Annotated in this window: 16 protein-coding genes; 1 reads left to right on the forward strand and 15 read right to left on the reverse strand. The window is 66.5% G+C overall.

The window, feature by feature from the left end; all coding sequences use genetic code 11:
- Positions 1-76: 76 nt before the first annotated feature.
- The 7 genes from IEY93_RS07480 to IEY93_RS07510 form a co-directional block, all read right to left on the reverse strand.
- A complete protein-coding gene (locus IEY93_RS07480) occupies positions 77-295 on the reverse strand; it encodes a helix-turn-helix transcriptional regulator (RefSeq protein WP_189162212.1) in 219 nt (72 codons plus the stop codon).
- A 13-nt stretch (positions 296-308) separates the two neighbouring features.
- Positions 309-716: a hypothetical protein gene (locus tag IEY93_RS07485; RefSeq protein ID WP_189162213.1), complete on the reverse strand. Its 408-nt coding sequence runs from the start codon at positions 714-716 to the stop codon at positions 309-311.
- A 224-nt stretch (positions 717-940) separates the two neighbouring features.
- The gene (locus tag IEY93_RS07490) at positions 941-1318 is read right to left on the reverse strand and encodes a type II toxin-antitoxin system PemK/MazF family toxin (protein ID WP_229690942.1); all 378 of its coding nucleotides are present in this window, start codon (positions 1316-1318) and stop codon (positions 941-943) included.
- Positions 1251-1481, reverse strand: a complete 231-nt coding sequence (locus IEY93_RS07495; protein WP_189162214.1) for a hypothetical protein — start codon at positions 1479-1481, stop codon at positions 1251-1253. Before IEY93_RS07495 ends, IEY93_RS07490 begins: the two co-directional genes overlap by 68 nt.
- Before the next feature lie 425 nt (positions 1482-1906).
- Positions 1907-2128, reverse strand: a complete 222-nt coding sequence (locus tag IEY93_RS07500) for a DUF397 domain-containing protein (RefSeq protein WP_189162215.1) — start codon at positions 2126-2128, stop codon at positions 1907-1909.
- 32 nt (positions 2129-2160) lie between these two features.
- On the reverse strand, positions 2161-2367 hold the full coding sequence (locus IEY93_RS07505) for a DUF397 domain-containing protein (protein ID WP_189162216.1): 207 nt from the start codon (positions 2365-2367) through the stop codon (positions 2161-2163).
- A 2-nt stretch (positions 2368-2369) separates the two neighbouring features.
- Entirely contained in the window at positions 2370-3206 is an 837-nt protein-coding gene (locus IEY93_RS07510) for a helix-turn-helix domain-containing protein (protein WP_189162217.1), read from the reverse strand.
- Positions 3207-3406: 200 nt separating this feature from the next.
- On the opposite strand from IEY93_RS07510, the gene IEY93_RS39310 reads away from it, so the two are divergent.
- Positions 3407-4132, forward strand: coding sequence for an ATP-binding protein (locus IEY93_RS39310; protein WP_189162218.1), 726 nt, complete (start codon positions 3407-3409; stop codon positions 4130-4132).
- Between the two features lie 23 nt (positions 4133-4155).
- On the opposite strand, the gene IEY93_RS07520 is transcribed toward IEY93_RS39310, so the two are convergent.
- The 8 genes from IEY93_RS07520 to IEY93_RS07555 form a co-directional block, all read right to left on the reverse strand.
- Positions 4156-4752 carry a hypothetical protein gene (locus IEY93_RS07520; protein ID WP_189162219.1) on the reverse strand — a complete coding sequence of 199 codons (597 nt, stop codon included), beginning with the start codon at positions 4750-4752 and terminating at the stop codon, positions 4156-4158.
- Between the two features lie 28 nt (positions 4753-4780).
- Positions 4781-5074 carry a hypothetical protein gene (locus tag IEY93_RS07525; RefSeq protein ID WP_189162220.1) on the reverse strand — a complete coding sequence of 98 codons (294 nt, stop codon included), beginning with the start codon at positions 5072-5074 and terminating at the stop codon, positions 4781-4783.
- A gap of 75 nt (positions 5075-5149) precedes the next feature.
- Positions 5150-6193, reverse strand: coding sequence for a type II toxin-antitoxin system antitoxin DNA ADP-ribosyl glycohydrolase DarG (darG, locus tag IEY93_RS07530; RefSeq protein ID WP_189162221.1), 1044 nt, complete (start codon positions 6191-6193; stop codon positions 5150-5152).
- 16 nt (positions 6194-6209) lie between these two features.
- Positions 6210-6941, reverse strand: coding sequence for a type II toxin-antitoxin system toxin DNA ADP-ribosyl transferase DarT (gene darT, locus IEY93_RS07535; protein WP_308425735.1), 732 nt, complete (start codon positions 6939-6941; stop codon positions 6210-6212).
- Positions 6931-8979, reverse strand: a complete 2049-nt coding sequence (locus tag IEY93_RS07540) for an MBL fold metallo-hydrolase (protein ID WP_189162223.1) — start codon at positions 8977-8979, stop codon at positions 6931-6933. Before IEY93_RS07540 ends, darT begins: the two co-directional genes overlap by 11 nt.
- Positions 8976-15062 carry an ATP-binding protein gene (locus IEY93_RS07545; RefSeq protein WP_189162224.1) on the reverse strand — a complete coding sequence of 2029 codons (6087 nt, stop codon included), beginning with the start codon at positions 15060-15062 and terminating at the stop codon, positions 8976-8978. The genes IEY93_RS07540 and IEY93_RS07545 overlap by 4 nt, the downstream gene beginning before the upstream one ends.
- A gap of 500 nt (positions 15063-15562) precedes the next feature.
- Positions 15563-15715: a transposase gene (locus tag IEY93_RS39685; protein ID WP_372444404.1), complete on the reverse strand. Its 153-nt coding sequence runs from the start codon at positions 15713-15715 to the stop codon at positions 15563-15565.
- A gap of 135 nt (positions 15716-15850) precedes the next feature.
- The coding region (locus IEY93_RS07555; RefSeq protein WP_229690943.1) for an RICIN domain-containing protein at positions 15851-16561 on the reverse strand (711 nt) is incomplete at its 5' end.

Genomic DNA, 16561 nt, shown 5'->3' on the forward strand with positions numbered 1-16561 from the left:
CACCGCGCTCGCGGCAGCGCGCAGCCCGTTGAAACGGCACCGCTTCCCTCCGCGGCCGTCAGGGGGCGGCTCGATGTCAGACCGGGTTGCCGGTATCTTCCGCCCGGTCAGGGCGGAAGATCTCCTCGATGGTCAGGCCGAAGACCTCGGCGATGGTGAACGCCAGAGGCAGGCTGGGGTCGTACCGCTCGGTTTCGATGGCATTGATGGCCTGCCGGGAGACGTGGCACCGGTCGGCCAGATCGGCCTGGCTCCATCGGCGAGCCGCCCGCAGTTCGCGTAGCCGGTTCTTCACGGATGCTCCCCCTTCAGCGGTGGAAGCGAGTGCGCAGGTCGGCGATCAGCAGCCAGAGCGCCACGCCACCGAGGAGGATCAGCTGCGCGAGCTGGTGGAGCTGGACGATGCCCGCGGCATCGAGCAGGGTGGCCACCTGCAGCCCCACGAGGACCGCGGCGAACGCGACGGCCATGCTCTCCAGCTGAATCCTGCGCAGGTATTCGTCCGCGCGCCGGAACGCCCGCAGTAGCACCCAGGCCACCGCGAGAGTGAACACGATGGTGGTCGCGATCCACCAGGTCTTCTGGGCGGTGCTCTGATCGGGCGTGCTGCCCAGCGCGAGGGCTACCACTCCCAAAGTAGACACGGGTAAGCCATCGATGAGCACGGCGCGGCGGGCCGCACGCGTCACCTGGTCCTGCTCCATCTGCTTCGCCATGCGACGAAGGTAAGCCGTCCCTTCCATTAGGTCAAGTGTGCCTGACATAATGGAAGGGACACCTTACTTATGCCGCCGATGCGCGGCTACGACCCCGACAGGTACCGCCGATTGGTCCGCGAGTCGCAGATCCGGCCGCCGATCGCCCCCCGCGGCACCCACCACGGCACGGCTTCACGGTCGCCCGCTGAAGGGCCTACCGCCTGCGACGGTCTTCGTTCGCTTCACGCCAAGAGACCGAGCATGACATGAAGCGCCTCATTGACCTCCTCGATCTCGGAGCGATCCAGCCGACCGGCGAAGTCGCCAAGCCGGGAAGTGTCCAGAGCGGTGAGCTGATCGACGAGAACTCGGGTGGTCTTCCCGTTCAGCTCGATCTCAGGCCGGAACGTCATCGGACGGGCACTGGTCGACGTGGGAGCGACGATCAACGTGGAGAGCGAGGCGAGCGTGTTCGACTGCAGAAGTACGGCGAACCGCTCGCCTCGCTGCTCGTGCCCTGCGGCTTCGCGTGGCATGCGTACCTTGTAGACATCACCGCGCACAGTCTTCACCCAGGTCACGGCGTATGGCACGAATTTCTGCGAGGTCATCCGGGTCATTGGCGAGCTCCTGCGCCTCGATCCGGGCGACTTCCATGCGACGGAGCCGATTGGCGATGAGCAGCGCTTCGCGGACGACGTCCGTGGCCGATCTGCCGTCGGCGGTCAGCTCCGCGAGAGCCTTCTCCGTCTTCGCATCGATCTGTACTGTCAACACGGCCATATCATCACTGTACGACGGCAGCCTCCGCAGCCGTTTCATTGATCTGCGTTACCAAGTCGTCTCGGAGTGTGACGTCGGCGGCGCCGAGTCGATCGAGCCCTCCGCGGACATGGCCACCGCGCAGAGATGCCACGCCGAAGCCGACGGACCGAGAGCATGAAACTTAGGCGCGAGGAGTACGTCTTCCCAGCCTGACAGCCGCGAAGGCGCCGGCTGCGCATCCCACGGCAGCGATGAGCAGCATCTCCCATGGGCCGATCAGTCCCAAGAATCTCAGGAAGAATCCCAGCACGTAAGCGACGACGATTCCCACCGTCAATCCCACCAGAGCACGCAAGCGTTCCCCCCTTGTGGCCCGATATGTCATCTTCGTCAGCGACTTCTGGGAGCGCGTCAGCCTGGCGGCGCCAGGGATGTTCGCGCCTTCACCCCAGCGGAGCCCGGTTGACGCCACCCCTGCCATTGACCTCCCGTGCCTTCAGCTCGCCAAGGAACGAGCGCCAGCCGGTGTCAGCCAGGATCACGACAGGGCCGATGTTCTTACTGTCACGCACCGCGATACGACCCTCGGCGAGCGCTGCGACCTCGACGCAGCTCCCACCATTGCCACCGCTGTAGCTGCTCTTACGCCACCCGACCAGCGACATGCCACCAGACGCTTTGCTCACATCTCCACAGGTCACAGGCGTCCTTCTTTGACCTCCATGACGAAGGCCGCCCACGTGTCGGAGCCGACCTGCACAAGGGGACCACTCTGCCGCTTGGAGTCACGAACGGCATGGCGGCCGCTCGGCAAGACGGCGACCTCAACGCACTCGTCGCCGCTTCCACTGAAAGTCGACTTCCGCCATTCAAGGCCGGTTACGTGAGGGGGGAGAGCTTCCACGGTTACTCCTGCGCCACCTTGGTGATCAGTTTGACCGAGTCCTCGGGAGACATGGCCAGAGCGCTTATGCGCTCGAATCTCAGCTTATGCGCCCCGACCTCTTCTGCGCTTTCTATGTAGACATCACCCATGGTGCCTTCTATGTACGCGATATCGGGATCCGCCGGGTCAGGGTAGGACAGGAGCGTGAAGCGGCCGTCCAAGCCCGGGTGTTCACCGATCGCGTAAGGAGTGATCTGGATCGTGATATTGGGGCGGCCGGCATGGTACGCCAATGCGTCCAACTGTGCCTTCATGACGTCGCGACCACCGACCCATCGACGAATGACCGCCTCGTCAAGGATCATGTGCAGCCCAGGAGCCCCATCTCTCGTCAGCAAGGCCTGCCGCACCATACGAGCGGCGACCCTCCTGTCCACCTCGCTGTCGTCGATGCCGACACGTCCGGCACGAATGACGGCACGAGCGTAGTCCGCCGTCTGCAACAAGCCATGAATGAGTTGCGGATGCCAGGTGCGAATGCATGACGCCTCGTCTTCGAGCGCCACGTAGCTGCCGCTGAACACGTCGAGGTAGGCGGTCCACCAGCCACGACGTCTGATCTCCCTGGCGAGGGTGACCAGCGCGTCGCGTTCCGGGCTCGATACGCCGTAGAGGTCGAGCAGGTCCGCTACGTCTCCATGGTGTGGCCGGATCTGCGCCGTCTCAACACGGGACACCTTCGCGCGTGACCAGCCGAGCCCGTCCGCCACCTCTTGCAAGGTCAGGCCCTGCTGCTCACGAAGCCGACGGAGTTCACGTGCAAGACGTCGCGCTCGAACCGTAGGTCGATAAGCCATGTCGCTCAGTGTGATCGATCCATCACGGAGCCGCAGTCGACTCTCAAAAGAATCTTGAGAAGTTCCTCGAACTCGGTTGCGAAGGCGAGAATCTCACCTGCACTCTCTCATTCAGAGTCACCGAGCAAGCACGCTCAGTGACATCGATGGAGGTTGCGATGGCCGTGACGGCACTCGCAGGAGCCTGCGGAGGTTGGCAAGTGGGGCGAGAGGCGGGGCAGGCCGAATTGCTGGAGGCCGGGGCACGGGTGCTTCAGGTGCTGGAGCGGGAGGTGGGGCGGGTCAGCGCCCCCTTGTGGAACGGGGTGCCTGCGCAGCGGATGCCAGACGAGGGCGGGGCGGGAGCGGCTCAGGCCCAGGCGGCGGAGGCGGCACGGGTTCGCGCGACCTGCGGCCAGAAGGCCGACAGGCCGCCGGGGGTGATCGTCCCTGGCCAGAAGGGAGCCGACGACACCGACCACGGCCAGGCTGCGGGGCCGAGTACGCGGACCGTTGCGGGGTTCGTCACGGTCGCCGGGCGGGTCGACCAGGTGGGTGTGGCTCGCGCCTTCGCGCGCAGGCTGCTCGACGGGTGCCCGCTCCTGGAGGAGGCGCTGCTGGTGGTCTCCGAGCTGGTCTCCAACAGCGTGCAGCACTCCCACTCGTCCCTGCCCGGCGGCACGGTGACGCTGTACGTGCTGCACGTCGGCGCCCGCGTACGGGTCGAGGTGCGTGATGACGGCGCGGGCGGGGTGCCGTGCATGCGCCCGGCCGGTTCGGAGGCGTTCCCCGAGTGGGCCGGGGATCTGGACGAGGTGGATCTGCGCGGCCGGGGGCTGCGCCTGGTGGACGAGGTCGCCACCTGCTGGGGGTTCGCCATCGGCCACCGCAGGACCACCACCTGGGCCGAACTCTGCCCCGAGCCCCTGCACGAGGCCCTGGCATGACCTGGTCGCGAGCCGTCGCCGATTCAGCCCTGGTCCGGGCTCCGCAGTTCCTTGAACAGGTCCCTGCACTGCTCCGTATCCGTGTCATCGGGTGCGCACAGCCGGACGTCCAAGGCGAAGTCGACGGTGCGCTGCCGGCCGCTTGAGGTGTAGGTGAGCCGCACACCTTCCGAGTGTGCGGTCGCGTCACCGGTCTTCCCGTACTGAAGACCGAGCTCTGTGAGAAGGGTGTCCTGGTTCTCCTTCGCGCAGACCGTGGTCACGGCGGGGCTGCGGGCCGGGAAGCCGACCTCGGTCAAGGGCTGCTCGGCGTTGCCGATCATGGCACGTGTACGGCTCTGCAGCCGGGACGAGAACGCCTGGAGAACGATGCCGCCATCCGGTCCGACCAGGTCGATCTTGTCGATCGTGACGGAGCCGGGCCTGTTCAGGCACATCACCCAGCCGCCCAGTGAATAGGAGCCGCGGGCCACGGTGTCGGCCAGCACGACACCGATCGAGGCGGTCTCGCCCGTGTCCGGGTCCTCGCCGAGGAGCAGCCGCGGGCCCTCATCCGCGCTGCCGGCCGTCATGGCCATGACCAGGACGGCCGGCAAGATCAGGCGAATCAGGGCACGCATGGCGAAACTCCTTATCAGATACGCCTCATCAGTACTCGCGAGCCTCGGCGATCCGCGAGCTGGTGTCGTCTCCGCTCTCCAGCGAATTGCCGCACAACCAGACCTTCTTGTTGACCGTCCAAATGATGGACGAGGAGGAGTTGAACCCTGACTGCGCGGAGACGTTCACCACTCCTATTTCAACCCTGCCATTGATCGTGGCGTTCTCACCGCAGGTCTTGGTGTAGGGGCCGCTGGCGTAGGCGTTGCACTTGCGTGTGTCCTCGAAGATCAAGGACCCGGCTTTGGGTGATCCCTGGAGACGCGTAGAAGCGTCGGACACGCTACCGCATTGGCATCTCTGACTCGGGCGTTCGACGGCCCCGGGACTTTGCATGCCCCACCTGATCGATGCAGATCAGCCTTTCATGGGCAGCGGTAGGAAGTTCAACTGCCGGAGATGTTCCAACGCGGCACTGACATGCGACGGCTCGAACAGCGCCCCCTTACGGGGAGACCAGTCGCGGATGTACCTGCTCAGCTCAGTCGCGTCAGTACTTCCGGTCTCCATGACAGCCCAGTGAACCGTCGAAAGAAGTTCGAGGCCATAAGGAGTCTCGAAGCCCTCGATGATCGCGGCGACACGGGCTACTCGGGCTCCGGTCTCCTCGTCCTGAGCGAGAACCTGGCTCGCCTCTTCTGCTGCGCCAGGCAGGAGGTGGATCCGAGAACCCTGGGTCCGGTCACCATAGCCCCGGATGAAGTGGGCCTCGAGCTGCTGTAGCGCGTGATTGAGATTCTCTGCGTACGGGCCGTACTTCCCTTTGGCGAACTTCAGCCGGAGCGGCTGGCCGCACTCTTGCAGGAAGTAGGTGAGTTTCTGCGCTTCAAGCGCGGTCAAGCGGTAGTCGGGTAGCAGGTAGCGTCCGAAGAGCGCGAGAACGGCGGCGCGGTTGATGGTGAGTGGCGGGCGCCGAGTGCGCACGATCATCTTTTCAGGGTCAGGCGAGCCCTCGGGGCGGTAGACGACCACCTCGACATCGAGCAGCTTGGCCGCTGCTTCCTCTATCAAGGGGAAGACGACATTCCAGCTCAATCCGCCATTACCACACCCCAAGGGAGGTATCGCAACCGATCGTATGTCGAGCTCACGGAGGACACGAACGAGATCGGCCAGGCCGGACCGTATGTCCTCCAAACGCGAGTCGGCTCGCCAGTGGCGCTTGGTGGGGAAGTTGATGACGTAGCGCCCACTTCCCATGCGTCCATCGTCGTAGACGAACATCTTCCCCGGGACCACTTCGCCGCGCTTGCAGGCTCTGGCGTACGCCTTGAAGTTCTCCGGATACGCCTGACGGAACTGCAGGGCGATGCCCTTGCCGGCCACACCGACGGTGTTCACCGTGTTGACCAGCGCCTCGACATCAGCGTCGAGAAGGTTGCCGCTGCGCAGCGTGAGCATGATGACCTCCCTTCGTTCAGTAGTACCACTCGCGACGGACAATTATTTCGGGCTGGTGTTCGATCTCCGTGATGATCGAACCGACTCGCCTGCGCGCCGCCTCGGTCATGACGCCGATCTCAGTGATCAGCGACCACGGGAACCGCTTATGGACCAAGAATTCCGCTTGGCGCTTTCGTGGCCGTTCACCCGTTCCGTCAGTGTCATTCCAGTACCGAGCCGCCATGACCTCCCAGTCGATCTTGTCAAGGTGACGCAGATCATCGTAGAACCCACTGAACCCCATGATGGCGTGACCATCGGTGAATGCGAAAGCCAACCCAGCCGTGAGGACGGACTCACAGGTGGTGACGAGGTAAACGATGTCCTCTTGCCGCGCCGTGACCCCTTCGACGTTGCGCCGATGTACCGCATAGAGCATGGGGGACCGGGGAGCGAAGTAGAACGGCACGTAGTCGGCGAGGGTACCGCCTGCCCCGCAGGGCACAGCCCTCCGGGATCTACGCTCCTTGATGTGCGTATGTCCGATGTTCACCGAAGGTAACACACCCGTCTGCCGGTCATGATCGCAAATCAGATCGCGATCGATCATGCTCGCCAGGTTCCCCACATGAGTGATGTGGTAGATGAGAGTCAAACCTTGTTCTCTCTCCGGCCGCCAAGGACTTGCGTCGTCCTCTGCAGCCCACACTCGACGCGGAAAGTCGGTGACCCGGAGTAGGGACCGGGTTGGAGGTTCAACGGGCACGCCATGCGACGGTAGGGACGGTGGTGTGGCCGCGGAGGCGGAGGATCTCCCGGAAATCGGCCTGGCGTTTGGCCAGGCCGTGGACGAGCATCACCTCGCGGGCAGCGACCTCGTCGGCGATGTCGAGCAGCCCTCGCTTGTCGGCGTGCGCCGACAGTCGCATCATCTCCACCCGGGCCCGCAGCGGGATCTTCTTCTCCTCACCCATGTCGTCGATGACCAAGTGCGACGCCCCGCCCTGAGCAGCCTCCAGCAGCCGCCGCCCCGGGGACTCCTCGTCCTGGTATCCGGACAAGAACAGGGCGTTCTTCGGGTCCGGCAGGATCGCGGCCGCCCAGCGGACGGCGGGGCCGCCCGTGAGCATTCCGGAGGTGCTGACCACGACTCCCCGGGTGAATTCGGCCAGGTCACCCGGACGGGCGCGGGAGACGTTATCTCCGAAGACCGACAGCGGATGCGGGCCACCGGCGGTCACCGTCTCGAAGGAGCGGCCGATCTCCGCGGCCATTCCGTCGAGGAGGACCGGGATGTGCGGCAGTCGGTCACGCATGATCAGGCTGAGTTCCTGCGCCCGGCCCAGGGCGAACGCCGGGATGAGCACCCGGCCGCCGCCGGCGTAAACACTCTCGACGGCCTTGACGAGCGCGTCGACCAGGTCGCCCCGCTCTTGGTGATCCTCGGCACAGCAGGTGGATTCCATCACCAGCAGGTCGGCGTATCGGGCGGACTCCGGGAAGGCGTATCCGCCGACGCTGTGCTGCCGGAATCCGGAGATGTCGCCGGTGACCACAACGGTGGAGTCCCCCGCCCGGATCACCACCCCGGCGGCGCCGAGGATGTGACCCGCCGGGAACAACTCGACCGTGAGATCCCCGATCCGGCGAGGCACACCGAAGGCCAGTTCCTCGCACCCTTGTGTGGCTCTGGCGATCGCTGCCCGCCCGTACAGCGGCTCCGTCTTGGCGCCCCAGGTGCCGGCCAGCTGCCGCCGCTGCTCCATGATCTTCACCGAGTCGGCCCACATCGCCGGCATGAGCCGGGTGGTCTCCGGAGTCGCGACGATCCGCAGGTCCGGAAGCCGCTCGGCCAGAGCGGGAACGTAACCACAGTGGTCGTTGTGTGCGTGCGTCACCACGACGGCGTGCACGAGGCCGCTGAGGCCCTGGTCGATGTCCTGAGGCGGCTGGGACGGATCTCCCGGCACAAGCCCGGCGTCGACGAGGACACGAGTTCCACCGGACTCGACCAGCAGGCATGAGCCGCCGATCCGCGTCCCACCGCCCAGAGGGACAACACGCAGGTCGCGTTCCCGGACCGCGGCCACCGCGACGGTGTCCGGGGCCCTCGACGGTTCGATGAGCGCCTGAAGAGCCTTGACCAGCTCGTCGGGGCCGATCCCGGCGGCACGCGCCGCGGATTCCAAAGGTGAGGATGGCTGCTCGGCGGGCTCCGGCTTCAGCCGGTGCGGATCGCGGGTACTCGAGTCTCCTTCGGGCTCGGAAGGTTCTTCCTGCAGCAGGGCCAGGAGCGCCGAGGTCATGAACCTCCGGTCGCGCAGTTGCAGGTGCGTCGCCTCCAGTTCAGAGTCCAACAGGTCGGCCCGTTCCGTCGCCTCGCGCGCCGCCTCCCGGTAGGTCTCGACGTCGGCGATGGCGTAGTTGAGCCGACCGTTCGCCGTACGGAGCCTTTCCTTCAACTCTGCGATCTTGTCGTTGAGGCGGCGCAGCTTGCGGTCGGCGGCCACATTCGGCGATCTCCTGGTGATCGCTTCCACGACGCGCGCCGCAGCCACCCGCACCTCTGCATCCGTGTGCAGCAGGAGGTGGGCGACATCGCGCTCTGTCCGCTGCGAGCCGGGGATCCGCAAGCGAGCCTGAGCGAGCCGCCGCAGTTCCTCCGATCGCATCAGCATGTCGAGCAGGTCGCCCCGATGGTCCGCGACGAACCGGTCCGCGTCATCACCGTAATCGGCCAGCGCCGGGCGGGAGAGCACCACGTCCGCCGCCGCCTTCAGCAGGGGCGATAACACGTCCGTCATTCGTGGTCCTCCAGCCGCTTGGTCGCCGCGGCCAGGACCGGCTCGCACGCGAAGGTTCCGTCCGCCTTCGGCTCCAGCGCGCCGAGCGTCCGGAGAACGTCGACCAGGGCTGCGTAGGACGGGTAGCCGTGGACCGCGAGCAGGTCCCGGTTGAGAGGGCTGGACGGCTCCTCGCCGGCCATCTCCAGGTAGTCGGCCAGTTCATCCGGGCGCGCCGCGCCGAGGTCAACGATGTGCCGCCAGGCCTGCCACAACGTGGCTTCCCCGCGCACGCCGGTCGACGAGATGAACTTCATGAGGTTGTCCCCGATCCAGGCCCGGCAGTGTTCGAGTGCCTGTTCCCGGTCAGAGTGGCGTCCTTCGATGACCTTGCTGATCAATAGTGGCCAGCCGCCGGTGACCCTCAGCAGGGCCTCCTGCCCAGCCACGTCCCGGTAACCCAAGTCGTCGTCTGTGTCGTTCATCCACTGGCGCACGTCCGGCTGGTCGTAGCGCCGCAGTTCCATGAGCCAGGCCTGCCGGGACGGCTCGTCGGAGTTCGTGGCGGAGGCTAGCCAGAAGGGGATGAATTCCGGGGGCGCCACCAGCGCAACCGCCAGCGTCCCACCTCCGCCCGTGTCGCTGTCCGTGGCCACAGCCCTGGCCGCAGCATCCAGGCTCTCCATCGCATACTCCTCCGAGCGGCCGGTGAGCTCGACGACCACGACGTTGTGACCGCCGCCGTCCCTACTCCGCTTCACGGCGCCCTCGAAGGTGCAGTTGTTCCGCTGCACCCGCCAGACCTCTGCGACGTGCTGCCGCCCGGCCTCCTCCTCCAGAGCCGCGCCCACGCGTTCAATATGAAGTGCGGCGGAACCCGCGATCACATAGACGCCGTCACGACGATCGAACAGGCGGCTCACCTGCTCACCAGTGAGCGGAGATCGGTCAGGGCCTTCCTGGTAGACGGCACGATAGGCGTACGCGTCGAAGGAGTCAGGCTGCTCGAACTCGTCGGCTTTGGACAGGACCGTGTCCACCTCTTCAGCACCGCCCAGCAAGGTGAGGACATGTGGCGTCCGCAGGCGGTAGCCGCCGGAGTCAGCGGCCAGAACCCCGAGATTGACGCACTCTTCCAGCAGTCCGCGGAAGCCGTCGCTGGTGCAGCTCTCGAACCCGGCCGGCCATACGGCGAGGCATTCGTTCCGCAACTCCTGGACGCCGAGCGTGTTGTCCGTGCCATAGGCGAGCGCGTGGAAGGCGACCACGTAAGCGATCACCTTGTAGCGTTTGTCCAGATCGAGCGTCCATTCGAAGCGGTCGCGGAAGCCCACCTCAAGCGCCTTGTCGTGCCAGACGGCGTCCACGTCGTCGGAAGTGATCTCGTACGGCAAGGCGCCCCCCTGGATGGGCATGCGCCGCAGCCGCCGGAGCAGAGCCTCGGCGAAGAGCTGGATGAGCGCCGGGGCGTTGTTCGCTTCGGCGATCACTCGCGCCGCCAGCGTGGGCGGGAAGCGGAAGCCGAGCGCCATGAGCGGCCGGGTGAGCAGGTCGAAGGCGTCCTGCGGATCCAGCGGACCGATCGGGATAGGCGCTCCCAGGTGCGGGAAAGGCTGGTTGGACAGGCTCTGGAACCGGGCAGTCTGGTGCAGACCGGCGAAGACCACCTTGACCCGCCGGTCCGTGGCCTGCATCAGGTCGCGCAGCGCCTCGACATTGGTGAACTTCGCGTTCCGGGCGTCCTGGTTGAGGAACGCGTCCGCCTCGTCCAGCAGGATCAGTAACTGCCGGGCTGAGTCCTGCTCCGCCCACCGCTTCACCGCCTGGCAGATTTCCTCACGATCCTTGAGCGTCGCACCGGTCTGCGCAAGCACCCCCGCCTCGGCGAGCCGGGTGGCGAGACGCGGCCACAGCATGCCCTCCGGGACGACCTTGCCGATCTCCTGGATGGGCTCAAGGATGACCACGCGGTCGGGATCGCTCCTGCGCAGCGTCCCGGCGGCCTCGCGCAGCAGCGCCGACTTGCCGAGCTGGCGCCCGCCGTACACGATGGACGAGCCCGAGGCGCTGATCACACTGGAGAGCTGGGACGAACGCCCGTAGAACATCTCCATTGGCACGTCGCCGGTGGGCGCGTAGGGGTTGGCCGCGCTGAACGGAGCGAGCAGGCTGACGGTGGCGGTCCAGCCGGCCTCCGGCAGGGCGGCCAGGTAGCTGATCGCGGCGTCATCGATCACAGCGGTCACCGGACGAGGCCGCCTGCGGCACGCCATGGTGAGCTGCTCGCGCTGTGCGGGCGAGAGAACCCCGAAGTAGAAGACCAGGACGGTACGGTCCTGTGGCTCGTCTTTGAGCCACTCGATCAGCTGGTGCGGCCCCGGCCGGCGCCAAACGAACAGCAGGCGCATGCTCTCCCCTGAAGGGCTCATCTTCGACCCGAACTCCGGCAGGAGCGCGTCACCGTACCGCACGTTGTGCAGGGTCACCCACAGCCTGTTCTGCTCCTGACCGGCGGACTCCTGACGGCCCTCCAGTCCGATCATCCGGAGCACGGCCTTGATGGCCGCGCCGAGGTTCCCATGGGACTTGGGGCCCTGAGCGAGCGACCTCCACAATCGCAGCCCTTCCTTGGACTCCTCGCGCCGGCCGGGCGGCATGGCCTGGACAGTCAAGCTCGCCCCGGACAGGACACGGCGCAGGTCGGTATCGGCGACCTCCCGTCCACTCCGGATCGCCTCCATCAACTCGGTGACCCACTCGTCGCTCTCCTGCTTGCGAGCCCGTCCCCCGGAAGACTGCAGTGACATGCCCTCGAACGCCTCGGGAAAGCGCGGAAAGAAGAGGTCGAAATGATCCACCGTCTTGTGCACGGCCGGTAACGGCCTGCCCGCCTCCGCCTGCTGGAGGAACTCGCGGGCCGTGGTCAGGTCGCCGATGGCGATGTGCTCCCTGATGCGGGACGCGGCGGCGCGTACGTCCGGGTGATCCACGCTTTTCTGGTCGAGCAATCGTTCCACGGCGGCGATGCGCTCCACGCGGATGGACGCCGCCTCCGACTCCAGAAACGTGATCTCCTCTGCGGTGATCCCGAAATCCTCACGTGCCGAGCGCTGCAACGATGTGAGCCCGCTCGCGATCCTCGTCGCGTCGAGCTCGGGGATGGCGCCGTCCTTCCGCCATCCGGCGAGCCGGTCCAAGACCTCCTCCACCCGCTCGTCGCGCCGCGCCACGGCCTCGGTGACGAGCGCGTCCCGCGTGTGCCGCAGTTCGTTCCCGAGCTCGGGGTCGTGACGGCAGACCACCTCCACGATGGCGCGTGTGCCTTCGTGATCGAGGCGCGAGGCCCGGGCGTTGAAGGCACCGCGCCAGTCGAGCGCGTCCTCGGTCGCGATGCGGGCGATCGTCTCGATAGGGGGACGTTCCCGGGGCTGAAGGCCATTCGCGTCGAGCAGGACCTCCGGTGCGAACAGAAGATCCTGATTGAGCACCACTGCCACCGACGGTTCGGTCTCGCCGAGCGCTTCGCCATCTAGCAGGTGCAGGGTGTCGTTGATCAGATGTGTCGCACCTGCCGCGGCGGCGCTGAGCAGGTGATCGGCCTGCGCGCGCAAGGCCCCGAGCTCGGCGTGGAGTTCGGCTCTCTTTCGGCCGACGACCTGCCGGAGTTCGGCCAGCCCTCTGACCAGCCACTCGTCCGTGCTGGATGGGCGTCGGATCTGTACCTCGCGAACCGCGGTGGCCCAGTTCGCCACATTCTCCAACGCTTCGTCGATCATCTCGATGAGTCTCGACCGCGCCCCTGCGATGATCTTGGTCTTCCGTGTCGTTCTGGAGCCCTTGGCCTCCCCGTCGATCAGCCGGTCGATCATGCCCGCCTCGCGCAGCTCGTCGAGTTTGCGAACGGTCTTCGGCAGAAGTCCGATGTCGTCGCGCGCCGCGACCGCGAGCAGTTCGCCCACCGCTCTGTCGGGCTGGATGAGCGACTTCCATACTTCGGTGGCCAGGGGGTACTTGATCCTCCTGTGCGGACCTTCCTCCAACAGGTTGGTGCAGGCCCCCACAGCCTGAGACTGGGCCCGCTCGGCCTGGGCGACGTCGCGTATCTGGCCGGAAAGACCGGGAACGAGGTACACGCCGGCCCGGAGAGCCTGGCTGAACGCGATGCCACAGGACGTGAGGGCCGGATACCCCATGACCGCGGAGGCGAACTCTTCCACCAGGCGAGAGGACTCGACGGTTGGATGCACCAGCCCGGCCCGGATGGCCGCGGCCCACGCCAGGAGCCGGCCGGCGGGGTCGTCCGACATGCCGTCGACGGTGATCTGCCGGGACGTCTCGACGAAGGCCACCGACAGCCGGCCTGCGAAAGAGCTCATGTCTGCGGCCAGAGCCGCACAGCGCCGGGCTGCGATCTCGGACGTGGGACGGCCGTTGGCCTCCCTGATCCAGGCGGCGAGCCCGAACCGCTGTGCGACGAGCGCCGCGGCCTCCGCCTCGGCGAACGCCGGGCTCCGCAGGTCGGATGCGGCCGTTTCAGACGAGACCGCGACGGCCGGAGACGTGACGGCCTCGGCCAGGACGACCTCTGGAGCGACGATCCGCTTGAACGACTCGGAGCCTGGCTCGGCGGACGGCGCCACGGGGCGATGGGCGAATCTGTCGGCCAGCAGGAGGTCCAGATCGGCGAGGTTCGGCTCCCCCGGCGTGGTCGGCTCGGCCATGCCCTCACCATCGGGCGGCGAGCCGTAGGGATCGACATCCACAAGCGGTGTGCCGCCTTCGCCGTCTTCCCCGTCGTCCTCCTCGTCACCCGGGGCGACCTGCCGCTCCTCTTCCAGCGACGGATCGTCGGCTCGATCGATCGGCCGGTCGCCGGCCACGGCCGTGCCTGGAAGAGAGGCCACCGCCGTCTTCTCTAGTGTGAGACGTCCTTGCACGGCGGCACGTATCACCGCGCTCCACCGCGCGGGCAACTCTCGTCTCGCCCGTTCCTCGAGTTCGTCGGCGAGGATCAGGACGGCGTCCGGATCCTCCGAGGACAGCTCGATGAGACGGGAGAGGGCATCGAGTCCGTCGGTGGGGCCCTCGGCCGCCGCCTTGCGGACCTCGGCGAGCAGTTCGTTCAGCACGGGTGGTCCCTGAAGGTGGACGAGCCAGGCGACGCGCTCGCCCATGGCCCGTGCGGCTTCGGCCCGGTCCAGTGCACGGGTCAGTTCGTTCAGCGAGGTCGCGGCAACTTCGACGTTGTCCAGGCTCTGGATGCGCTCCTGGATCTCGTCGAACTCATGCAGAACGAGCGTGATGCGGTCGACATCGGCACCACTGAGGCGGCGGCGCTCCTGAAGCGCTCCGCGAACCCGTCCTACGGCTTCCCATGCCTCCTCGTAGCGGCGGTCGAGCAGTTGGAGCGAGTCTCGCAAGCCCGCCCATGTGGGCTCGGCATCGTGGTGATCCTCCCGCATCGGCACATGCTCCTCTTCTGCGGCGGTGACGGTTTCCCCGTTCATGCCGGGCATCTCGACGCCGTCATTCCGGGCTACCGCCATGGCCAGTTCCGAAAGCCTGTCCACTCCCACCGGCGTCTCCGGCAGGCTGAAGGCTCCCGCCCTTACCTGACTCCACAACATCTCCACGACGCTTTGGGGCGCGTCTCCCAGGTCACGTTCAGAACCCTTCAGCATGCCCAGAGCGAGCGGCGACAGTGGCAGGTCGCTTTGCATGACGGCCGCGAGCATCAGGTCGGTGAGGGTTCTGGGCAGCGGCGGCGCCATCACCTGCAGGGCCAGCCGGAGGCTCACTGCTTCCTCCAGGACTTTGCCCGCCGTCTCCTCCGCCAGGATGAGACCGCAGTCTTCGGCGGTCACGTCGTCCGCGTTGTGGAAGGCGTGCATGATCGGCAAAGCCAGAACTTGAATAAGGGACGCTCGTTTGCCGTCGGAACCATGCAGGAGCCGAACGAGATTGGCGGCTACTGTCGGATTCATACTCTTCTGACTGCGTAGCCCCATCTGATGGAAGATCACCCGCCGCGCTTCCGGCGGATACAGCCGAATACCGGCGATCAGGTCATCAGCCGTAACCTGCGCAGCAACGTCAGCCACCACTGCGTCCAATGTCGGACATGTCGTGTAATCGGCGAGAAAACCCAGTGGCGCCTGAGCATCAGGCCTATCCTCCTTGCGGGGGCGCGCTTTGTGACAGCCACATCTGCAGCGTTTCACTACCGAGGCCACCTCCATCCCCAGCGAAGCGCTAGAGCTGACATGCAGGGGTGGCCCTCGTCAGGATCCACCCGCACCGACCAGACCCTCCCGGCCCCCGGAGTCGGCTTGTGTACGGCACGGTACAACCGTCTGCAAGCGGCAGCAACATATTCATAGATGTTTGTGAGCGCAGTTCACGTATTAGTATGTTTTGTCAGAGAAATTCTCTTCGAGACGGCGAGCAGCGGAGGTCTGCTCACCCGTCGGCGAGGGGAGGTCGGGCCGGTTGGGCCGGGACGCCGCCCGTACACGCCTCCGTTGATCAACTGCCGTTACTGATCCACGGCGGCCGTCCCCACCACTTGGGAGCGGCGCCAGTGCCACTGTCCTGGGGCCGGTGATCATGTGCAGGACGCGTTCATCCGCCGGTTGCCACCTTGATTCAGGCGTGCTCGATTGCTGTTGCCCGACCACACGGGGACAGGCGCGGTGCCGGCGAAGCGGCAGATGCGGCGTCGAAGCGGAAGCGCTTGCACTTCGGGAGTCTCCGTCAGCCCCGGGGCGGTTCAGCTCCAAAAAAACACCGGCGAGCAGGAGGGCTGTCCCTGCTCGCCGGAGTCGTTCATTCGGTCATGCAGCCTGCCGGCCGGGCCGGTGTCCGTGGGGTCGGACGCCGGGCCGGTCGGGGGTCAGGTGCGGTTCCAGCGCTGGTTGGTGGCGCCGGTGCAGGACCAGAGGATGACGGTGGTGCCGTTGGTGGTGTTGTTGTTGTTGACGTCCAGGCACAGGTTGGTGGCGACGTTGCGGATCGTGCCGTCGCTGCCGAGGTTCCACTGCTGGTTGGTGCCGCCGTTGCAGTCCCAGATCTGCGCCTTCGCCCCAGCCGTGGCGCCGGCCGGTGCGTCGAGGCACTTGCCGAGGGCCTGGATGGTCTGGCCGTTGATCGTCCAGCGCTGGTTGCTCTGGCCGTTGCAGTCCCAGATGACCGGCTGGGTGCCGTTGGCGGTGTTGCTGTTCGGCACGTCGAGGCAGCGGCCGGAGGCCGCGCTGGTCAGGGTGCCCGAGGATGACGGCCCCGACGGGGTGGGGGACGGCGTGGAGGTGCCGCCGCCGCTGACGCGGTAGACGACGGTGCCGTGTGCGGGGACGCTGGCGGAGATGGCGCCGGTGGTGGTGCTGGTGGCGTTCGTCCAGGCGTCCTTCAGGGTGAAGGACGACCCGCTCTTGCCGATGGCCGAGGCGGTGGTGGACACGGTGGTGGTGGACCCGCCCTGGTTGAACAGGGCCACCGCCACATCGCCGTTGGCCAGGCGCTTGGCCAGCACGCGGCGGGTGCCGTCGTTGCTGACCTGGGTGGCCTGCAACCCCAGGGTGTCCTGGTTGATCGCGATCAGGTTCTG

It is taken from the genome of Sphaerisporangium melleum, assembly GCF_014646695.1.
GTDB lineage: Bacteria > Actinomycetota > Actinomycetes > Streptosporangiales > Streptosporangiaceae > Sphaerisporangium > Sphaerisporangium melleum.